This is a genomic window from Paenibacillus sp. 2KB_22 (genome assembly GCF_052115745.1).
Classification (GTDB): Bacteria; Bacillota; Bacilli; order Paenibacillales; family Paenibacillaceae; genus Paenibacillus.
In genome coordinates this window covers 2,169,950-2,187,633 of the sequence record NZ_JBFRHG010000001.1, presented here as the reverse complement: position 1 = coordinate 2,187,633, position 17,684 = coordinate 2,169,950, and the positions used below count along the sequence as shown (strand labels likewise).

At 45.5% G+C, this 17,684-nt stretch carries 9 protein-coding genes; 7 read left to right on the top strand and 2 right to left on the bottom strand.

The features are described 5' to 3' along the window. Window positions 1–132: 132 nt before the first annotated feature. The 6 genes from AB4111_RS09695 to AB4111_RS09670 all read left to right on the top strand — a co-directional run bounded on the left by AB4111_RS09695 (window position 133) and on the right by AB4111_RS09670 (window position 12,239). Window positions 133–1,950, top strand: a complete 1,818-nt coding sequence (locus AB4111_RS09695; RefSeq protein ID WP_253431733.1) for an APC family permease — start codon at window positions 133–135, stop codon at window positions 1,948–1,950. Between the two features lie 344 nt (window positions 1,951–2,294). Beyond that, complete coding sequence (locus AB4111_RS09690; RefSeq protein ID WP_442031346.1) at window positions 2,295–3,257, top strand: carbohydrate ABC transporter permease; 963 nt, start codon at window positions 2,295–2,297, stop codon at window positions 3,255–3,257. Then, window positions 3,254–4,075, top strand: coding sequence for a carbohydrate ABC transporter permease (locus AB4111_RS09685; protein ID WP_091015359.1), 822 nt, complete (start codon window positions 3,254–3,256; stop codon window positions 4,073–4,075). The genes AB4111_RS09690 and AB4111_RS09685 overlap by 4 nt, the downstream gene beginning before the upstream one ends. A gap of 417 nt (window positions 4,076–4,492) precedes the next feature. Beyond that, window positions 4,493–5,824 (top strand): ABC transporter substrate-binding protein, encoded by a 1,332-nt coding sequence (locus tag AB4111_RS09680; protein ID WP_442031616.1) that lies wholly within the window; start codon window positions 4,493–4,495, stop codon window positions 5,822–5,824. A 430-nt stretch (window positions 5,825–6,254) separates the two neighbouring features. After that, a complete protein-coding gene (locus tag AB4111_RS09675) occupies window positions 6,255–11,831 on the top strand; it encodes an S-layer homology domain-containing protein (RefSeq protein ID WP_442031345.1) in 5,577 nt (1,858 codons plus the stop codon). Between the two features lie 189 nt (window positions 11,832–12,020). Beyond that, complete coding sequence (locus tag AB4111_RS09670) at window positions 12,021–12,239, top strand: immunity 17 family protein (RefSeq protein WP_253431741.1); 219 nt, start codon at window positions 12,021–12,023, stop codon at window positions 12,237–12,239. A 543-nt stretch (window positions 12,240–12,782) separates the two neighbouring features. Here the strand turns inward: AB4111_RS09670 and AB4111_RS09665 are convergent. Together AB4111_RS09665 and AB4111_RS09660 are read right to left on the bottom strand one after the other, a co-directional pair. After that, on the bottom strand, window positions 12,783–15,371 hold the full coding sequence (locus tag AB4111_RS09665) for a glycine betaine ABC transporter substrate-binding protein (RefSeq protein ID WP_442031344.1): 2,589 nt from the start codon (window positions 15,369–15,371) through the stop codon (window positions 12,783–12,785). Further along, window positions 15,337–16,566, bottom strand: a complete 1,230-nt coding sequence (locus AB4111_RS09660) for a quaternary amine ABC transporter ATP-binding protein (RefSeq protein WP_253431748.1) — start codon at window positions 16,564–16,566, stop codon at window positions 15,337–15,339. Before AB4111_RS09660 ends, AB4111_RS09665 begins: the two co-directional genes overlap by 35 nt. A gap of 499 nt (window positions 16,567–17,065) precedes the next feature. Here AB4111_RS09660 and AB4111_RS09655 point away from each other — a divergent pair, with 499 nt between their 5' ends. Further along, window positions 17,066–17,641 (top strand): GbsR/MarR family transcriptional regulator, encoded by a 576-nt coding sequence (locus AB4111_RS09655; protein ID WP_442031343.1) that lies wholly within the window; start codon window positions 17,066–17,068, stop codon window positions 17,639–17,641. Window positions 17,642–17,684: the final 43 nt, after the last annotated feature.

The window sequence follows — 17,684 nt, the reverse complement described above, 5'->3', positions numbered from 1 at the left end:
ATCGATTATTGAATCGTAGAATGCATTATCACGCGCTGGCGAAATTCGGGTGAAATGACGTATTGTCAACGGCTCTGCGATTTTGCATAATAACAATGCTTCACAGATGAGAGACGGAAGGAAGTTATGATCATGCTTGGCAAAATGAAGAGAATCTTAATAGGCAAGCCAATGAAATCGGCTGAACTGGATGGAGAAAAATTGGGGAAATGGAAGGCACTCGCCATCCTGTCCTCTGATGCCCTATCGTCCGTTGCCTACGGTACGGAACAGATTTTGCTGGTGCTCGTTGCGGCCGGATTCGCCGCCCTGTGGTATTCTGTTCCGATTTCCATCGCCGTGTTGGGATTACTCGTCATTTTAATTTTTTCCTATCGCCAGACGATATTTGCTTATCCAACAGGGGGCGGCGCTTATATCGTAGCCAAGGATAACCTGGGTACAACATCCAGCCTAATCGCCGGAGGATCTCTGCTGGTCGATTATATTTTGACCGTTGCGGTAAGTTCGTCCGCAGGCACGGATGCGATTACATCGGCTTTTCCTATGCTGCATGACTACAGTGTTGTGATTGCACTCATTATGATTGTTTTTCTAACTATTATGAATCTGCGGGGAGTGACGGAGTCGGCGTCTGTGCTGGCGATCCCCATATATCTGTTTATCTTTTCGATTGCAATTCTGATTATCTCGGGCGGAATCAAATTTCTTGCCGGGGGGATGGAAGCAGCTGCACCAGAATTCGGAACAAGTCTATCCCATGTGAGTATGTTTCTGTTATTGAAAGCATTCAGCTCCGGATGTTCGGCCTTGACTGGCGTGGAAGCGGTAAGTAACGCGATCCCGAACTTCAAGCAGCCTGCCGAGAAAAATGCCGCGGGTACATTACTGCTTATGGGTTGTATATTAGGAGCCATGTTCATCGGCATCACCTTACTGGCTTATGGGTACGGAGTGAAGCCTGATCCCAAAGCAACGGTCATTTCCCAGATTGCTGAAGCTACGTTTGGCAGGGGCACGATGTATTTCATCATTCAGGGTGTAACAGCATTGATCCTGTTCCTGGCTGCCAACACAGCATATTCGGCTTTTCCGCTACTATCCTTCATGATGGCGAAGGACAAATACATGCCGCATGCATTTATGGTCAGAGGAGACCGCCTTGGTTTCTCGAACGGGATCATTTTTCTTAGTGTGATGTCTGCGCTGCTGGTGGTCGGGTTCAAAGGAAATACGGAAAGCCTGATTCCGCTCTATGCGGTAGGGGTGTTCATTCCATTTACCCTGTCGCAGCTGGGTATGATGATTCGTTGGATCAAAGTCAAGCCGTCCGGTTGGCAGATGAAACTGCTCGTTAATACGGTCGGTATGCTGACTACACTATCGATTACCCTGATCTTTATTTTCACCAAGTTCACGCAGACATGGGTCATCTTTATCTTTTTGCCGGTCGTTGTCTATGTGTTCATGCGCATTCACCGTCACTATTGCAACATTGCTGATGAGCTGCGAATTGACATTCAGGTGGAAAAACCAGCCCACAAAGGCAATACCATTATCATTCCTGTCGCAGGCATTACCCGGGTCGTCATGAATACGATCAGTTATGCGCAGACGATGTCGGATCACGTGGTCGCGCTGTATATTGGATTCGATGATGAGGCCATACGCAAGATGGAGCAGAAGTGGGAAGAGTGGAATCCAGGTGTTCGTCTGGTCGTGATCAAATCGAGATACCGCAGCATTATGGGGCCGCTGAAGAAATTCATTGATACCGTAGAATGGAAAACGGCCGAGACTGATCACATCACCGTATTGATTCCGCAATTCATCACCAAGCACTGGTGGCAAAATGTACTGCATAACCAGACCAGCTTCATGATCCGGGCTTATCTGATCAATTACAAAGACGTGATTGTCACCACGGTGCCATATCATCTTAATCGTTAACTCGAACGGTTCAACGCTTCACCCCGTTTGGAAGATTTACAGATTATTGTAAAATGAGTCGCGTTCTTTAATAGGTATACGTTCATATTCCATTTACACATCGAACCGCAAGGATATCTCCAAAAAGGAGAGTTCTTGCGGTTTTTTTGTCGTGAAATCCGGTCTGGATACCGCTTTCGAATGGATGCACATTTGCGTAAAGTCCCTTGTCCATGATTAACGTTACGTTGATTAAGAATGAATTTTGCTGTGACATTCGACTCTTACACTAGATAACGTGGTGCTGAAGTGGATGTAACATTTCACACACACTGAATGCGTGAAACAAGGGGGAAGAAAATCCGATGAGTGAGCTTGATAACCGGATCAGCTTGCCCGCGGCCAAACGGCGTGTATCAGGTACGAGTGAGCGCCGGGCAACCTCGCTGCGTGTGCAGCGAATGCGGGAGAATCTGCTGGCCTATGGTTTCCTGGCACCATCGCTGCTTTTGTTTGCAGTGTTTTTGTTTTACCCGATGTTTAAGTCCGTGTACCTCAGTCTGCATTCCACAGATCCGACGGGGCAGATTGCGGCTTATGTGGGGCTGGATAATTTCAAGGCGGTGTTCCAATCGGGACTGTTTATGCAAGGCATGAAAGTGACGTTACTATTTGTCCTGTTTACAGTACCTACGGGTATGCTGGCTGCTCTGATTCTGGCTGCATTGACTCACAACCGTTTCAAGGGAATGCGTGTATTTCAATTTGTGTTCTCTCTGCCCGTGGTATTATCGGTCGGATCGTCAGCGGTCATCTGGAAGTTTCTATTCCATCCGACCCTGGGCATGCTGAATTATCTGCTTGGCAAAGTAGGCATCGATCCAATTCCCTGGCTCACCAGCCCGGATTGGGCATTGATCTCGATCTCCATCATGACCATCTGGATGAACCTCGGATTTAACTACATTATTCTATATAGTGGTTTGGCAGGCATACCGGATGAGATCTACGAGAGTGCCAAGATTGATGGCGCAGGAGCATTGCTTACGTTTCGTAAAATCTCAATGCCGCTACTGTCACCAACGTTATTTTTTGTTACGGTCGTATCGATCATTGGTGCTTTTCAATCGTTCGGTCAGATCAACATTCTAACCCGGGGTGGACCGATGGATAGTACGAATGTGTTTGTCTATTCCATCTATCAGGAAGCCTTCGTTAATTTCCGCTTTGGTACAGGTAGTGCACAGGCACTGATTCTGTTCGTGGTGATTATGCTGCTGACCCTGATCCAGTTCAAATGGGTAGAAAGGAAAGTGCATTACCAATGAGTGCAACATGGACCAAAACGCTGTTGTATGGATTACTGACGATCTGTGCGGCGCTTGTGCTGTATCCGGTGATGTACACCTTTTTCATGGCTGTCATGACGCCGGAAGATGCGAGCGCTTATCCGCCGCATATCATTCCAAATTCCATCGATCTGTCCAACTTTAGCGAAGTATTCGATATTGTTCCGATCGGTCGATTTATCGGTAATACCTTCCTTGTCGCAGGACTGACAACAATTGGTCAATTGATTACAGCGAGTATGGCGGCCTATGCTTTTGCGAAAATGCAGTTCAAAGGCAAAAACGTCATTTTCAGCATGTTTGTCGCAACGATGATGATTCCATGGGAAGTGACGATGATCCCGAATTACCTTACGGTTCGCAGCTGGGGCTGGCTGGATAGTTACCAGGGGCTTACGGTGCCATTTCTGGCAACAGCGTTTGGTACATTCCTGCTCAGACAGTTCTTCATGCAGCTGCCCAAGGAGTTGTTCGAAGCAGCGAGGATCGACGGTTGTGGTCATATTCGCTATTTCATATCGCATGTCCTGCCATTGTCCCGTCCAGCACTTGGTACACTGGCAATCTATTCATTCTTAAGCATGTACAATTCGTATCTCTGGCCGCTGCTGGTGACAAATACACCGGAGATGAGAACCGCACAGATCGGGATCTCCATGCTGGAGTTCCAGGAATCCACCGCGTGGAATCTGGTATTTGCCGGAACCGCAATGGTGATTCTACCATCCTTACTGTTATTGATTTTCGGGTTGAAACAGCTTGTCCGCGGAATGGCTGCAGGCGCGCTGAAGGGGTAAAAGGGGGGAGTATTTCACAAGTATTCAAGTGAATGGAATATCTGAAGGTTTTGATCTTAAGTTTTTAAACTAAAGGTTCTGTATTAAAGATTTTGATTTAAACCTTGTATCTTCGCACAAGGTCTACGGTTTGGATACCCGGAGCGAATAAAATGAAGCTCGCATTTTCAATAAGTCTCTTGAAGAGCTGCAAAAGTAGTGAAGGAGAAGAATCGATTCTGAAGAAGCGAAGCGTTCGCCTTTATCACCGGATTTTCCCCTTTGAGAGGGGGATTGAAAAAAATCCGGGGATAACAGCGATCAAAAGAACGATTCATATCCGGAACGGCCATCTTGCAGCACCTATGCACTTATTGTTACGCGAGCCATATAAAAGGAGAGCGATTTCGGTTGAAAAAAAGAGGAACATTTGCATTAATGCTGGCAGCACTCATGTTGGTCATCTCCGCTTGCGGAACAAAAGCTGAAACAAGCAGCCCGGCGAGTGGAGCTCAAGCAGACGCGGCTGCCGCCGAAACAACACAACTGACGTGGTGGCACTCCATGTCTGGCGCAGGGGAGAAAGCCATTAATCAGCTAGCTTCCGACTTTAACGCCAGCCATCCGGATATTCAGGTGAAGCCCATCTATCAAGGGAAGTACGATGAGAGTCTGAACAAACTCAAAGCATCCATGGGCTCAGACAGCGGTCCTGACATTATCCAGGTCTATGAGATCGGCAGCAAGTTCATGATTGATTCGGGCATGATTACGCCAGTACAACAGTTCATCGACAAGGATCAGTTCGACCTGTCCCAATTGGAACCGAACATCATCCGATATTACACCATCGATGGCAAATTGAACGCCATGCCGTTTAACACATCCAATCCAATCCTTTACTACAACAAGGATATGTTCAAAGCAGCAGGTCTGGACCCGGAGAACCCGCCGAAGACGTATGAAGAGTTTGAGCAAGCAGCAAAAGCATTGGCGAAAGACGGTAAGCCAGGTGCGTCCATGGCGATCTACGGCTGGTTTATGGAACAATTCTTTGCAAACCAGAATGCAGATTATGTAAACAATGGTAACGGAAGAACCGAAGCAGCTACAGAGTCTCTGCTGAATTCCGAAGCAGGAGTGAAGACGTTAACGTGGTGGAAAAAGATGATCGACGAGAAAACCCTCTCTAATCTGGGACGTAGCACAGACGATACAACAGCAGCATTTACCGCTCAGCAGATCGGTATGACCCTGGATTCCACGGCTGGCCTGCGTAAAATCGTAGAAGGTTCAGGTGGCAAGTTTGAACTGGGAACAGGCTTCCTTCCTCGTCCGGCTGATGCCAAAGAAGGCGGCGTTGTGGTGGGTGGAGCAAGCTTGTACATCATGAACAACAAATCGGAAGCACAACAACAAGCGGCATGGGAATTCATCAAATACTTGGCTACACCAGAGGTGCAAGCGAATTGGAGTGTGGCGACAGGATACTTCCCTATTACGACAGCAGCCTACAATGAGCAAGTATTAAAGGATAATATGGCGAAGTACCCGCAATTCCAGACGGCCGTCGACCAATTACACGCTTCAGCAGATTCGACAGCAACATCCGGGGCTTTGATGGGCGTATTCCCGGAAGCTCGACAAGTTGTCGAAGGAGCGATTGAAACCGTCCTGAATGGACAAGGTACACCACAAGAAGCATTGGATGCAGCAGCTAAACAAATTACAGACAAGATTGCGCAATATAACAGTACGGTGAAGAAATAACTGTAGGTTAATCTCCAAATAAAGATGCGGCGATCAATCCTGATCGTCGTATTCTTATGTCTGTGTCTTGAAATTATATAAGACGTAAGTCTGATTTTTGTGAGAAGGGATAGAAAGATGCTGTAAATAAATGTCGAAATACTAAACGATTTATATTATGAATGTCATTTTACCTAACGTAAATAGTTTAATGTGCACATGGATATAACTCGAAAAGATCAAAAATACATAATTTTGGTCTAAAATTAGTCCTATTTCGCTTTTAATAATAGAAAAATGATTTATTTTTGTTATGTATGTGTTCTATTTTCTTTCATTTTAAAGAAATATTGTTTACACAAGTCTGTTATTCAGTTATCTTATATTTGAACTAATGTACAAGCTATCTGAACAAATGATTGAAAATTCAAAACATGGGGGTAGGAAAAAGATGCAAAGTAAGCAAATAAAGAGTTGGCTTCGATTGTTCTTAGCTGTGGTGCTGTTGATTACCGGAGCTATACCTGCTGGCTTATTCAACAGCAAAGCTGCCGCAGCTGATGAGCCATTAACGGTTACACAGGCGCTCGCTCTTGGTTCGGATGATTCAACCGCTACAGTTGAAGGTTATGTTGTAGGGACCTACAGCAACGGTCCAAGTATAAATTCGAATCCACCCTTTACTGTAGACACCAATTTTGCTATTGCAGATAGTCCAACCGAAAAAGATATTAGCAAAATGATGCCTGTTCAAGTACCCACATCTGCTCCTCGCAGCACGTTCGGACTACTAAGCAATCCCTCCTTGTATCAATCCAAAGTGCGTATTAACAACGGTACGTTATCTCAATATTTCACTTCTAAAGGTATTCGCTCCGTTGCATCAACAACTTTTCAACTCATGGATGACACACCGGAAACGGAAGTAGCCAATGTTACAGCTAACCCATCTCCAGGGGAAGTTCCGGCAGGAACACAGGTGACTTTAGGAACAACTACAGTCGGTGCTGCCGTATATTACAAGTTAAATGATGAAAATGCGTTTCTTCCTTACACAGTTCCCATCACGGTAAATGATGCCATACACATTGAAGCTTATGCACATAAAGAAGGCTTGTTGGATAGTGCAATTGCTTTATTTAATTACACCATCGTGGACAATACACCAATCTCAATCTCTGATGCCAGAAACAAACCGGAAAACGCTTCGGTTACCGTTCAGGGGATTGTCACCTACCGAGAGGAATCCGGAGGGATGGCGAATCTATACATTCAGGATGAGAATGCCGGTATCGTCATTCGGGGCACGGATTCAACCGTGGAGCCCGGTGACCGGATAGAAGCATATGGTCCGCTCACCATTTATAACGGTCTGCTCCAGATCGAGAAGGATAAAGCAGGATTTCCAGGCGGATATATCAAGATTTTAGACAAAGCACAAGAAATTCCTGAACCGCTTGTATTGACTTCCAAGGATTTTACACCTGCTGAAGGCGGAGGTAAGGGTGCAGGCGGCATCTATGAAGGAATGCTTGTCGAAGTTAATGCGGTTACAGTGACAAGAAGTAGTAGTTCCACCTTTTTTGCGACAGATGTCGATGGTGGTGAGATCACGATCTATGCCAAAAATAGCCCCACTGCACTAGCAACAGGCAAAACCTACGAAAAAGTGACAGGTGTGATGACTTATCACACAAGCTATGGTTTGGAACTAATCCCGCGTACAGCAACGGATGTTGTCGAAAATCTGCTTTCTGTTACAGCTAGTGTTCCGTCGGGTGGTATTGTCAAAGGATCAACCGTGACCTTATCCTCACCAACAGCAGGAGCGGAAATTTATTATTCGGTTGATGGAACAGAACCAACCCAAACATCTACACTTTATAGTGGTCCGATTACAGTAGACGAAGATATGGTTGTTAAAGCGATCGCCGTATCAGGTGGAAATACAAGTGATGTATATAGCTTTACTTACAAAGTTCTTCGGGAACTAAACAATCTCAGAATTCACGATATACAAGGCGCATCTCATAACTCCCTGTATGATGGTCTGGCTGTGCAAAATGTTGAAGGTATCGTGACTCATGTTGTCAATGCAAGTTCGTTCTATATGCAGGAGATTCCTGGCATGGAAGATGACGACATAAAAACATCTGAGGGTATCCTTATTTATAAATCGACTCATGGCATGGCTGTAGGCAACAAAGTCAGCGTATCCGGTCAAGTGAAGGAATATGCGACAGCAACGACCGAACTGGCGACAACAGAAATAGTGGCTACAGCGATTACGGTTGAAGATAGTAATAAAGATCTGCCTGAACCTGTGGTTTTGGGTGCTAACGGCCGAATGATTCCTACTGTAATTGATTCCGATCAATTCAGCGAGTTTAATCCGGATAAGGATGCTATTGATTTTTATGAGAGTCTAGAAGGAATGAGAGTACAACTCGATAATGCTACCATTATCGGTCCGTATTCCAGTGAACCGGGTCTCGCTGTTGTTGTTGATAATGGTGCGAACAATCCATTGCGCACTCCTGCGGGTGGTGTCATTCTGACAGGGGATGGTGCAGAGCCGTTTGAGAGTTCACTTAATCCGCAACGACTGTTTATCAATAAAAAACCGTCCCAAGCTGTCAAAACGGGAGACAAGCTAGATGGCTCTGTTAATGGGGTTATGACTTACTCTAATGGGAACTTTAAAGTGGTTCCTGAAGGTAATCTTCCAGCAATCACACCGAATCCCCTTGAACAAGCAATAACAAATATTCAACCTACCGATGACAAATTGACGATTGCAACGTTCAATGTAGAGAATTTCAGTCAAAAGGATGCGGCTAGAGCTGTTAAAATTGGCGGCATTGTTGTGAATAATCTGAAAAATCCAGATATTATCGGCATTATGGAAGTGCAAGATAATGATGGAGCAACCGACAGTGGAACAACTGCTGCGGATGCGAGTTTCCAGACTTTAATTGATGCGATTGCTAATAAGGGTGGTCCTACGTATAAATACACAGATATCGCTCCGGAAAATAACAAGGATGGCGGAGCACCAGGTGCCAACATTCGATTAGGGTTCCTATATAATGAATCACGTGTGTCCTTGAAAGAAGGAATTAAAGGAAGTGCGACAACAGCAATTCAGGTAAGCGCAGACGGCAGTCTCTCCAATAATCCGGGTCGTATTGCACCAGGGGATGAGGCATTTGCCAGCTCTCGCAAACCGCTTGCCGCTGAATTCGAATTCAATGGTGAACGTGTAGTGGTAATTGCCAACCATTTTAATTCCAAAGGCGGAGACCTGAAGCCTTTTGGGAATATACAACCTGCGACTCGAAGCAGTGAAGTTCAACGTGCGAAGCAAGCTGCGCTGGTGAATGGCTTTGTGAAAGATTTACTGAACAAAGACCCTGAAGTAAATGTTGCTGTTCTTGGTGACTTCAATGACTTTCAATTCTCAAATACCTTGAACATTGTTGAGGGTAATGAACTGGACAATCTGGTAAACGAACTGCCAGAAAATCAGCGCTACTCCTATATCTATGATGGTAATTCTCAGACACTGGATCATATTCTGGTGAGTAAAAACCTGACTGAAACGGCAGCCATCGAAGTGGTGCATGTGAATGCCGATTTTGAGACAGCGGATGGACGGGTGAGTGACCATGATCCACTACTCGCACAATTAAGTATTGGAGAGCCAGTGGAAGAAGGGGACTTCAACCTGCGCGTACTGCACACGAATGATACCCATGCGCATTTGGATAACATTCCGCGCCGAGTAACGGCAATCAAGGAAGCGCGCAATGGTAACACGTTGGTGCTGGATGCAGGAGACGTATTCTCAGGCACATTGTACTTCAATCTGTTTAACGGTCTGGCTGATCTGGAGTTCATGAACATGATCGGATACGATGCGATGACCTTCGGCAATCATGAGTTTGATAAAGGTCCGAGCGTACTGAAAGCATTTATCGAAAAAGCAGAGTTCCCATTTGTGAGCGCCAATATTAACTATTCAAAGGATGCGAGTTTGAGTGGTTTGTACAACGATACCATCGGTAATCCAGGTGAGAAAGCCGGTATCTATCCGGCGATTATTACGGAAGTGAATGGTGAGCAAGTTGGTATTTTCGGACTGACGACACCGGACACAGTATCTCTTTCTTCACCGGGAGATGACTTGAAGTTTGTAGATTATAAAGCAAGTGCACAAGCAACTGTAGAGATGCTGCAAAATGAAGGTATCAATAAAATTATTGCTTTGACTCACTTAGGCTACTCAGAAGATCTCAAATTGGCTGAGGCCGTAGAAGGAATCGACATTGTGGTAGGTGGGCATTCACACACCATTCTGAACACACCTGTATTGGTGGATACCCATGCGGACCCAACTTTGGTTGTACAAACTGGTGAATATGACGTGTCTCTTGGTCAATTGGATGTTACGTTTGATGAAGCAGGTATATTGAAAAAGTGGAACGGCAAATTGCTGAGTCTGGATGCGAAAGATGCTAACGGTCAATTCGTCTATGCTGATGATGTGGAAGCCGCAAACAAGCTGAAAGAATATGCTCCACTGTTGGAACAATTCAAGAAAACGGTTATCGGTAAAACGAATGTCTTCCTGGATGGAGAACGTGGTACTGTGCGGAAACAGGAAACCAATTTAGGAAACCTGATGACCGACGGTATGCTGGAGAAAGTGAAATCCATTGTGCAGGAGAACGATGTCAAAGGATACGTCGCGATCCAGAACGGCGGTGGCATTCGAGCTTCATTCCAGACAGGTGATATTACGCTGGGTAATCTCTTGACTGTGATGCCATTCGGGAATAATCTGTCTGCGTTGAAAATGACAGGTAAGGAAATCACAGCCGCGTTAGAAAATGGGGTTAGTGGTGTGGAAACGGGAGAAGGGCGCTTCCCGCAAGTGGCAGGCATGCGGTTCTACTACGATTCCACGAAACCAGGCGAAAAAATTGATGCCACGACCAACACCGTAACCCAAATCGGTCAACGTGTGGTCAAGGTTCAGATTAAAAATGCAGATGGGACGTACTCGGATATCGATCCGAACGGGTATTATATCGTTGCTACCAATTCATTCATGGCTAACGGTGGAGATTTCTATCGTGCGATGAGAATGGCGAAAGATGATAATCGATTCTACGAATTGAATCTGGTCGATTATGAAATCTTCCATGAACATCTGGACCGTGTAGGTACAGTTGATCAAAAGACGGAAGGACGCAGTACGGATCTTAAGGGCAAGCCACTTCCTGGGGACGGAAATGGAAGCAATCCTGGTAATGGTGGTGGCAATAATGGCAGTAATCCGGGCAGTGGTAACAGTGGTGGAGGGTCTACAACACCTACTCAGCCGGTAACTCCAACCACACCGACTACACCAACCAATCCTACGAACCCAACTACACCAACCGTTCCGGGCAATGGAGGAGGGACTAATCCAACGACTCCGGTTGTGGACCTGAAAGATATCGGTAATCACTGGGCTGCGGCTGCCATTGAGCAGGCCATTTCCCGGGGAATTGTGAACGGGTATCAGGATGGTAATTTCCGTCCGAATGCACCAGCCACCCGCGCCGAATTCATTGTTATGTTGGGAAGAGCATTTGAACTTCCAGCAAGCAACAAGGTATTGACGTTTAAGGATGCGGCTGGGATACCTGCATGGGCGCAATCCTTTATTGCTCAGGCAGTCGATCAAGGAATCATTAGTGGGTATACGGATGATACGTTCCGTTCATCGGGCAAAGTATCACGGGTAGAGATGACGGTTATGCTGGTTAGAGCACTCGGTCTTCCAGTACAGTCCAATCCGACACTGAGTTTCGCGGACGCAGATAAAGTACCTGCATGGGCTGTTCCGTATATCGCTGCGGCATATGATGCAGGGCTGGTGAAGGGAACAGGGCAAAATAGATTTAACCCTCTCGCTGAAGCAACACGTGCTGAAGTGGTGACCCTGCTATTGTCGGCAAGTGAGTTGCAGGTTAAATAAAGACTATTCAATCTTCCTATGAAAAGGAAGCCAAAACCAGTTTTAACCTTAAGCGCTAAACTCCTTTACGCTAATGAAAACAGCTTGCAGGCTTCCATCTGCAAGCTGTTTTTTTACTAATTCATACCTGTTCATTTTTACCAGAGGAAGGTATAGTAGACAGGATTATATGGAAGGAGTGTTGTCGTAATGCAAGATCAACCCGTTTTAATCGCACTATTTGCCATCGCAGCAGGAATTTTTAGTTTGCTCGGAGGAATTAACAACTGGGACTGGTTTATGAAGAGCTTTCGAGCAGGGATCTTTGTGAAGACCATTGGACGGCAGGGCGCAAGAGTAGTATATGGTATTCTCGGTGTTGTCCTGATTGTCATTGGTGTACTGCTGTTACTGATTGGTAAAGTGTAGGAATAGAGAAGAAAGAAAAAAATGCAGAGCCTGAGTACATAATTCAGTTTCACAGCCTTTAATGTAGAAGGTAACGATTAGTACGTTTAGATTTATGCTTGAGATTCGAGGTTACTTAGGTGTGGAGATTAGCATTTAAAATGTCTTGAAGCCCAAGCCTTATCCCCTGGGGAAAGGGAGCCGATTTTCTAAGGAACTTAGGACGCCTTATTTCGCCTTCAGCTCTTCTTTTTACAAAGTAAGGAACATCAGGCACGTTATTTACTGGAATCTCTAATAAAAACACTGCAAACGACTGTTTTAGTCTGATAGCGGTGTCTAAGGTTCTTTAGATTTCTGGAATCACTTGATATCCTTGAATAAGGCGTCTCCGGTTCGTTAGCACTTGTACTGAACTGAAAATCCTCTTTAACGGTACTTCAGGTACATTGAGGTCTTCATTAGGTTTGAAGACATTCCCAAGTAAAAGTTACACTCAAAAAGACCACCGAAAAATTTCGGTGGTCTTTTTACCAGATTCAGGTTTAACCATCTCAAACTGGTTTAATTATCTTTTAAATCTTCAATAGAGTTGATGTCCATATAGGTTGGCACAACCAGACCTGTTTTGGCACCGTCCATATTTGGACCCAGATCATCGATCTGATCCTTATACTTGTTGTAATAATCTGATGAAGTAAGTGGTAACCATGCGGCTGGTGTAGCATCTACATCACCGTTGGCGATGCCAGTCCACATTGGACCGATTTCAACTTGAAGAGAAGTGACGTTGTAACCGAGTTTTTCCTTCAGAACATACTCCAGCAAGTTGGTACTTGCGATTTCGGAGTCCCAGGCTACATAACTTAGTTTGATGGGGTCACCATTCACTGGAGTTAGACCTTTGGTCCACTCAGCCACTTGGTCACTATGCTTTTCTGCATAAGCGGCAGCAGCTTGCTGAGCATCTTCTCCATTTTGAATAGCGATCATAATCTCACCCATATCTTCAGTTGTCCAAGAGAAGCGATCAAGGAATTCATAAGCGACAGGTTTGTCTTCCTTTAACCCTTTACGGGCAATGGTATGAATCTGTTCGGCTTCACCGTAGACACCTTCTGGATCCTCCAGATATTTCAGATCATATGCGTTGAACATCCAATGTGGTGTCCAACCAGTAACGATGACCGGTTCTTTATTTTTAACTGCTTTATCCAGCGTAGCTGTCATTGCGGCTCCTGAACCTTCAACCAGTTTCCAGTCAGACAAACCGTATTTCTCAATGGCACTTGCTGTAGATCTCATAATTCCGGCACCCGGATCGATACCGATAATTTGATGATTGACCTCTTTACCCACATTGGCACTTGCCGATGGAGCGGAGGAAGTAGCACCTGTCTCCAGATCTGCAATCGAATTTACATCAGTCATATATTTAGGAACCACGAGGCCTGTGCGTACACCAGTCATATTGGCACCCAGATCGTCTACCTGGTCTTTGTAACGTTCCCAGTAGTCTGCGTGTGTCAATGGCAGCCAAGCTGCTGGAGAGGCATCTACGTCGCCTGAGGCAACACCCGTCCACATCGGTCCAGCTTCGACTTGCAGAGCGTTAACTTTATAACCAAGTTCGTTTTCCATCACATATTTCAGCAAGTTGGTACTTGCGATTTCGGAATCCCAAGCCACATAGCTAAGTTTGAATGCATCACCGTTCACTGGAGTCAGACCTTTAGTCCACTCAGCAATCTGATCGGCATGTTTCTCGGCATATGCTTTAGCTGCTTCTTCCGGGGATGTGCCATCCTGAATGGCAGTCATCATTTCACCCATTTCATCCGATGTCCATTGGAAACGGGACAGGAATTCAAACGCAACAGGGTGATCTTCTTTCAGACCTTTACGAGCGATGGTATGAATTTCTTCAGCATCACCGAAAGATTTCTCAGGGTCTTCCAAATATTTTAGATCATATTTGTTGAACATCCAGTGCGGAGTCCAACCTGTAATGATGATTGGTTCTTCATTTTTGAGCGCTTTGTCCAGCGTGGCTGTCATGGCTGCACCAGAGCCTTCAATAAGAGTCCAGTCAGTCAGTTTATAGTCTTCAATCGCTTTTGCAGCAGACTTCATGATACCAGCCCCTGGATCGATACCAATAATCTGATAATTCACTTCTTCACCTACAGCATTGGCTGCCGAATTGTTGCCACCAGCGGAAGTTGTACCACCAACGAAGTATTGTGAGAAACCAGCTACAAGCACAAGGAATGTTGCCGCAGCCGTGATCCATACTTTTTGCTTTGCTGTAATACGTGAGGTCTTTTTGCGACCTGGCATAAACAGATTTTGTGTAAAACGGTCCAATACAATCGCGAGTACAACAACGGCTAGACCGGCTTCAAAACCTTTACCGATTTGCAGCTGTGTAACCGCACGATAGACTTCCGCACCAATACCTTGTGCACCGATCATGGATGCAATAACAACCATGGATAGTGACAGCATGATCGTCTGGTTAATACCTGACATCACGGTAGGCAGAGCGAGAGGAAGCTGTACTTTAAATAACTTTTGCATGGAAGTCGAGCCGAAAGCATCAGCTGCTTCAACCAATTCGCCAGATACCTGTCTGATACCCAGATGAGTCAGACGAATCGTTGGTGGAATCGCAAAAATAACGGATGCGATAACACCTGGAACGACACCAAGGCTAAAGAATGTAACCGCAGGCAGCAAGTAGACAAATGCAGGCATTGTCTGCATGAAGTCAAGCAGCGGTGTAATAATGCGTGCTGCAGTTTTGCTATATGCCAGCCAGATTCCGACTGGAACCCCAATCAGAATCGAGATTAATCCTGAAGTAATAACCAAGCCGAGTGTGTCCATAGATTGGGACCAGTACCCGAGGTTATCTACGAGCAAGAATCCAATCACCGTGAATAGGGTAAGTGGGAGGCGACCCACAAGGAACGCTAGAACACCCAGTATCGCAATGAACAGAAGCGGATGGGGCAACATGAACAGCCCGGAGAAGAATCCGACCACTGCCTGAATAACAACAGAGATGATATTAAACAATCCGGAGAGCGAGGAGCTCATCCAGTCAACGATGGATTCAATCCACGATGCTAGTGGTATTTTGGGAATCATTCACAAGTTCCTCCTTTACTGCAACTTCACCGCTAAGTGCACCCAGCAGGGCACCGCGGACGATAACACCTTGCAGACGGCCAGTCTCACCAACAACAGCGAGAGGCACATGGGCTGAACTTACCATTTCGAACAATTCATGAATCAGGGTCTCAGGCGCAACAGTCGGCCCGTCCGTGATCAGAATGTCGTTCAATACTTTATTTTCGCGCATCGCACGGGTAGCATCTTCAGCTGTGATGACACCAAGCAGTTTTTTCGAACGGTCAATGACAAACAGGTTGGAAATACCACGTTCGCGCATTAATTCGAGGGCAACACGAGGACCACGGTCAAGCGTAATGGTTTCAGGGCGACGCATTACGTGAGAGGCTGTAAGGACCTTGGACAGATCCACGTCTTCGACGAAGCGGGCCACGTATGAGTTGGCCGGTTGAATCATGATTTCTTCCGGTGTACCAATCTGCACAACTGCGCCGTCTTTCATGAGTGCAATCCGATCGCCGATGCGCAGCGCTTCGTCCAAGTCATGGGTAATGAAAATAATGGTCTTTTTCATTTTATCCTGAAGCTCGATTAATTCATCCTGCATATCACGGCGAATCAATGGATCAAGTGCACTGAAGGCTTCATCCATCAATAGTACTTCCGGGTCATTGGCAAGTGCACGGGCCAAGCCGACACGTTGCTGCATACCGCCACTGAGTTCATCTGGCATTTTATCTTCCCAGCCTTTAAGGCCGACCAGTTCAAGTGAGGTTTTTGCTTTTTCGCGGCGTACTTCCTTATCTACTTTCTGTATTTCCAATCCATACTCCACATTATCAAGAACGGTACGGTGCGGGAATAACGCAAACTTCTGGAAGACCATGCTGATCGTTTTCCGACGCACTTCGCGCAATTGTTCTTTGTTCATCTTGCGTAGATCCTTACCATGGACCAGAATTTCTCCGGATGTTGGTTCAATCAGACGATTAAACATCCGAACCAGTGTGGATTTACCACTCCCGGACAGTCCCATAATAACGAAGATTTCGCCTTCCTTAATATCCATGTTGACCCGGTTGACACCAACCGTTATCTGTTTTTCTTTGGCCAACTTTTCTTTCCCCCAACCTTGCTCCAGTAATTGCAGACCTTGCTCGGTTTGGGGTCCAAACAATTTACTTACGTTTTTCACTTCAAGTATGGTCATGTTTTCACCCCTTCTGATGTGTTGTGCACTTCGAACGGCTTTCAGCATCCATAAGCCCATACACTTATGCGCCCAGCCACGAAATCCGGTAATTGTTGCTTCGCTTCCCGTCTTTCTGGGTAACGTTTTTAATACTAACAATACTTAACCAGTATATCAACTGAATAAACAGTACATAATGTTTGTACAGTAAAAACTGTACAAAGTTTTTCGTCCATATACTCCGTCGTTCTCCTTTTTCTGGCTAATAAGGCAGCTTTACATTTGACATTGCTTTTCCTACAATAGAAAATGAGCTGAATTGAAGCTGAATTTTTTGGTTAAAAGATAGTCATAGGCAAATGTAGCCTGGTAAAGTTCCCATTTTCATACATTGGGTGAAAGAAAGCCCTCTGGCATATAGGATGTCCGGCCGGATGCTTTCCCATGTAAGCAGGACTTTAAAGTGTTGCAATTATTTTGCCAAGACTGTGGAATGTTCAGAATGGAGGTTGCAAGCATGGGCTTGGACCATTTACAAGAGGAACAGCAGGCATCCGTGCTGAAGATTCGTAAGCGTGTCATCGAAGCCATTGGACGTAATATGGATCTTTACGGCGTTACGCTGTCTACGGGACACTTATATGGATTGCTATTTTTTGCAGACAAACCAATGACCCTTGACGATATGGGACGGGAAATGGAAATGAGCAAAACGAGTATGAGTACAGGTGTACGAACACTGCTGGATTTGAAGATGGTGAACAAAGTGTGGAGCAAGGGCTCCAGGAAAGACCTATATGAAGTGGAATATGACTGGCATCAAACGTTTACGGATTATTTTGCGATCAAATGGAAAAAGGCCGTGGAGAGTAATCTTCAGGTTCTGCGAAAATCAATTGAAGAAATGAATCGGTTAGTCGAAGATCTGGATGAAGAGGCGGATGCTGAACTGATCCACATCCTGATGGAAGACAAACATAAGATTTTGCAAGCGGAAGCATACTACAAATGGTTGGATCGGTTAATCGATACCATGGAAAATGAAGAGATATACAAGCTTGTTCCAAAAGAAGAGATCAAGGAACACTCATAATTACATGCAAAAGGCCCTTTCCGTCACAGGAGGGGCCTTTTGG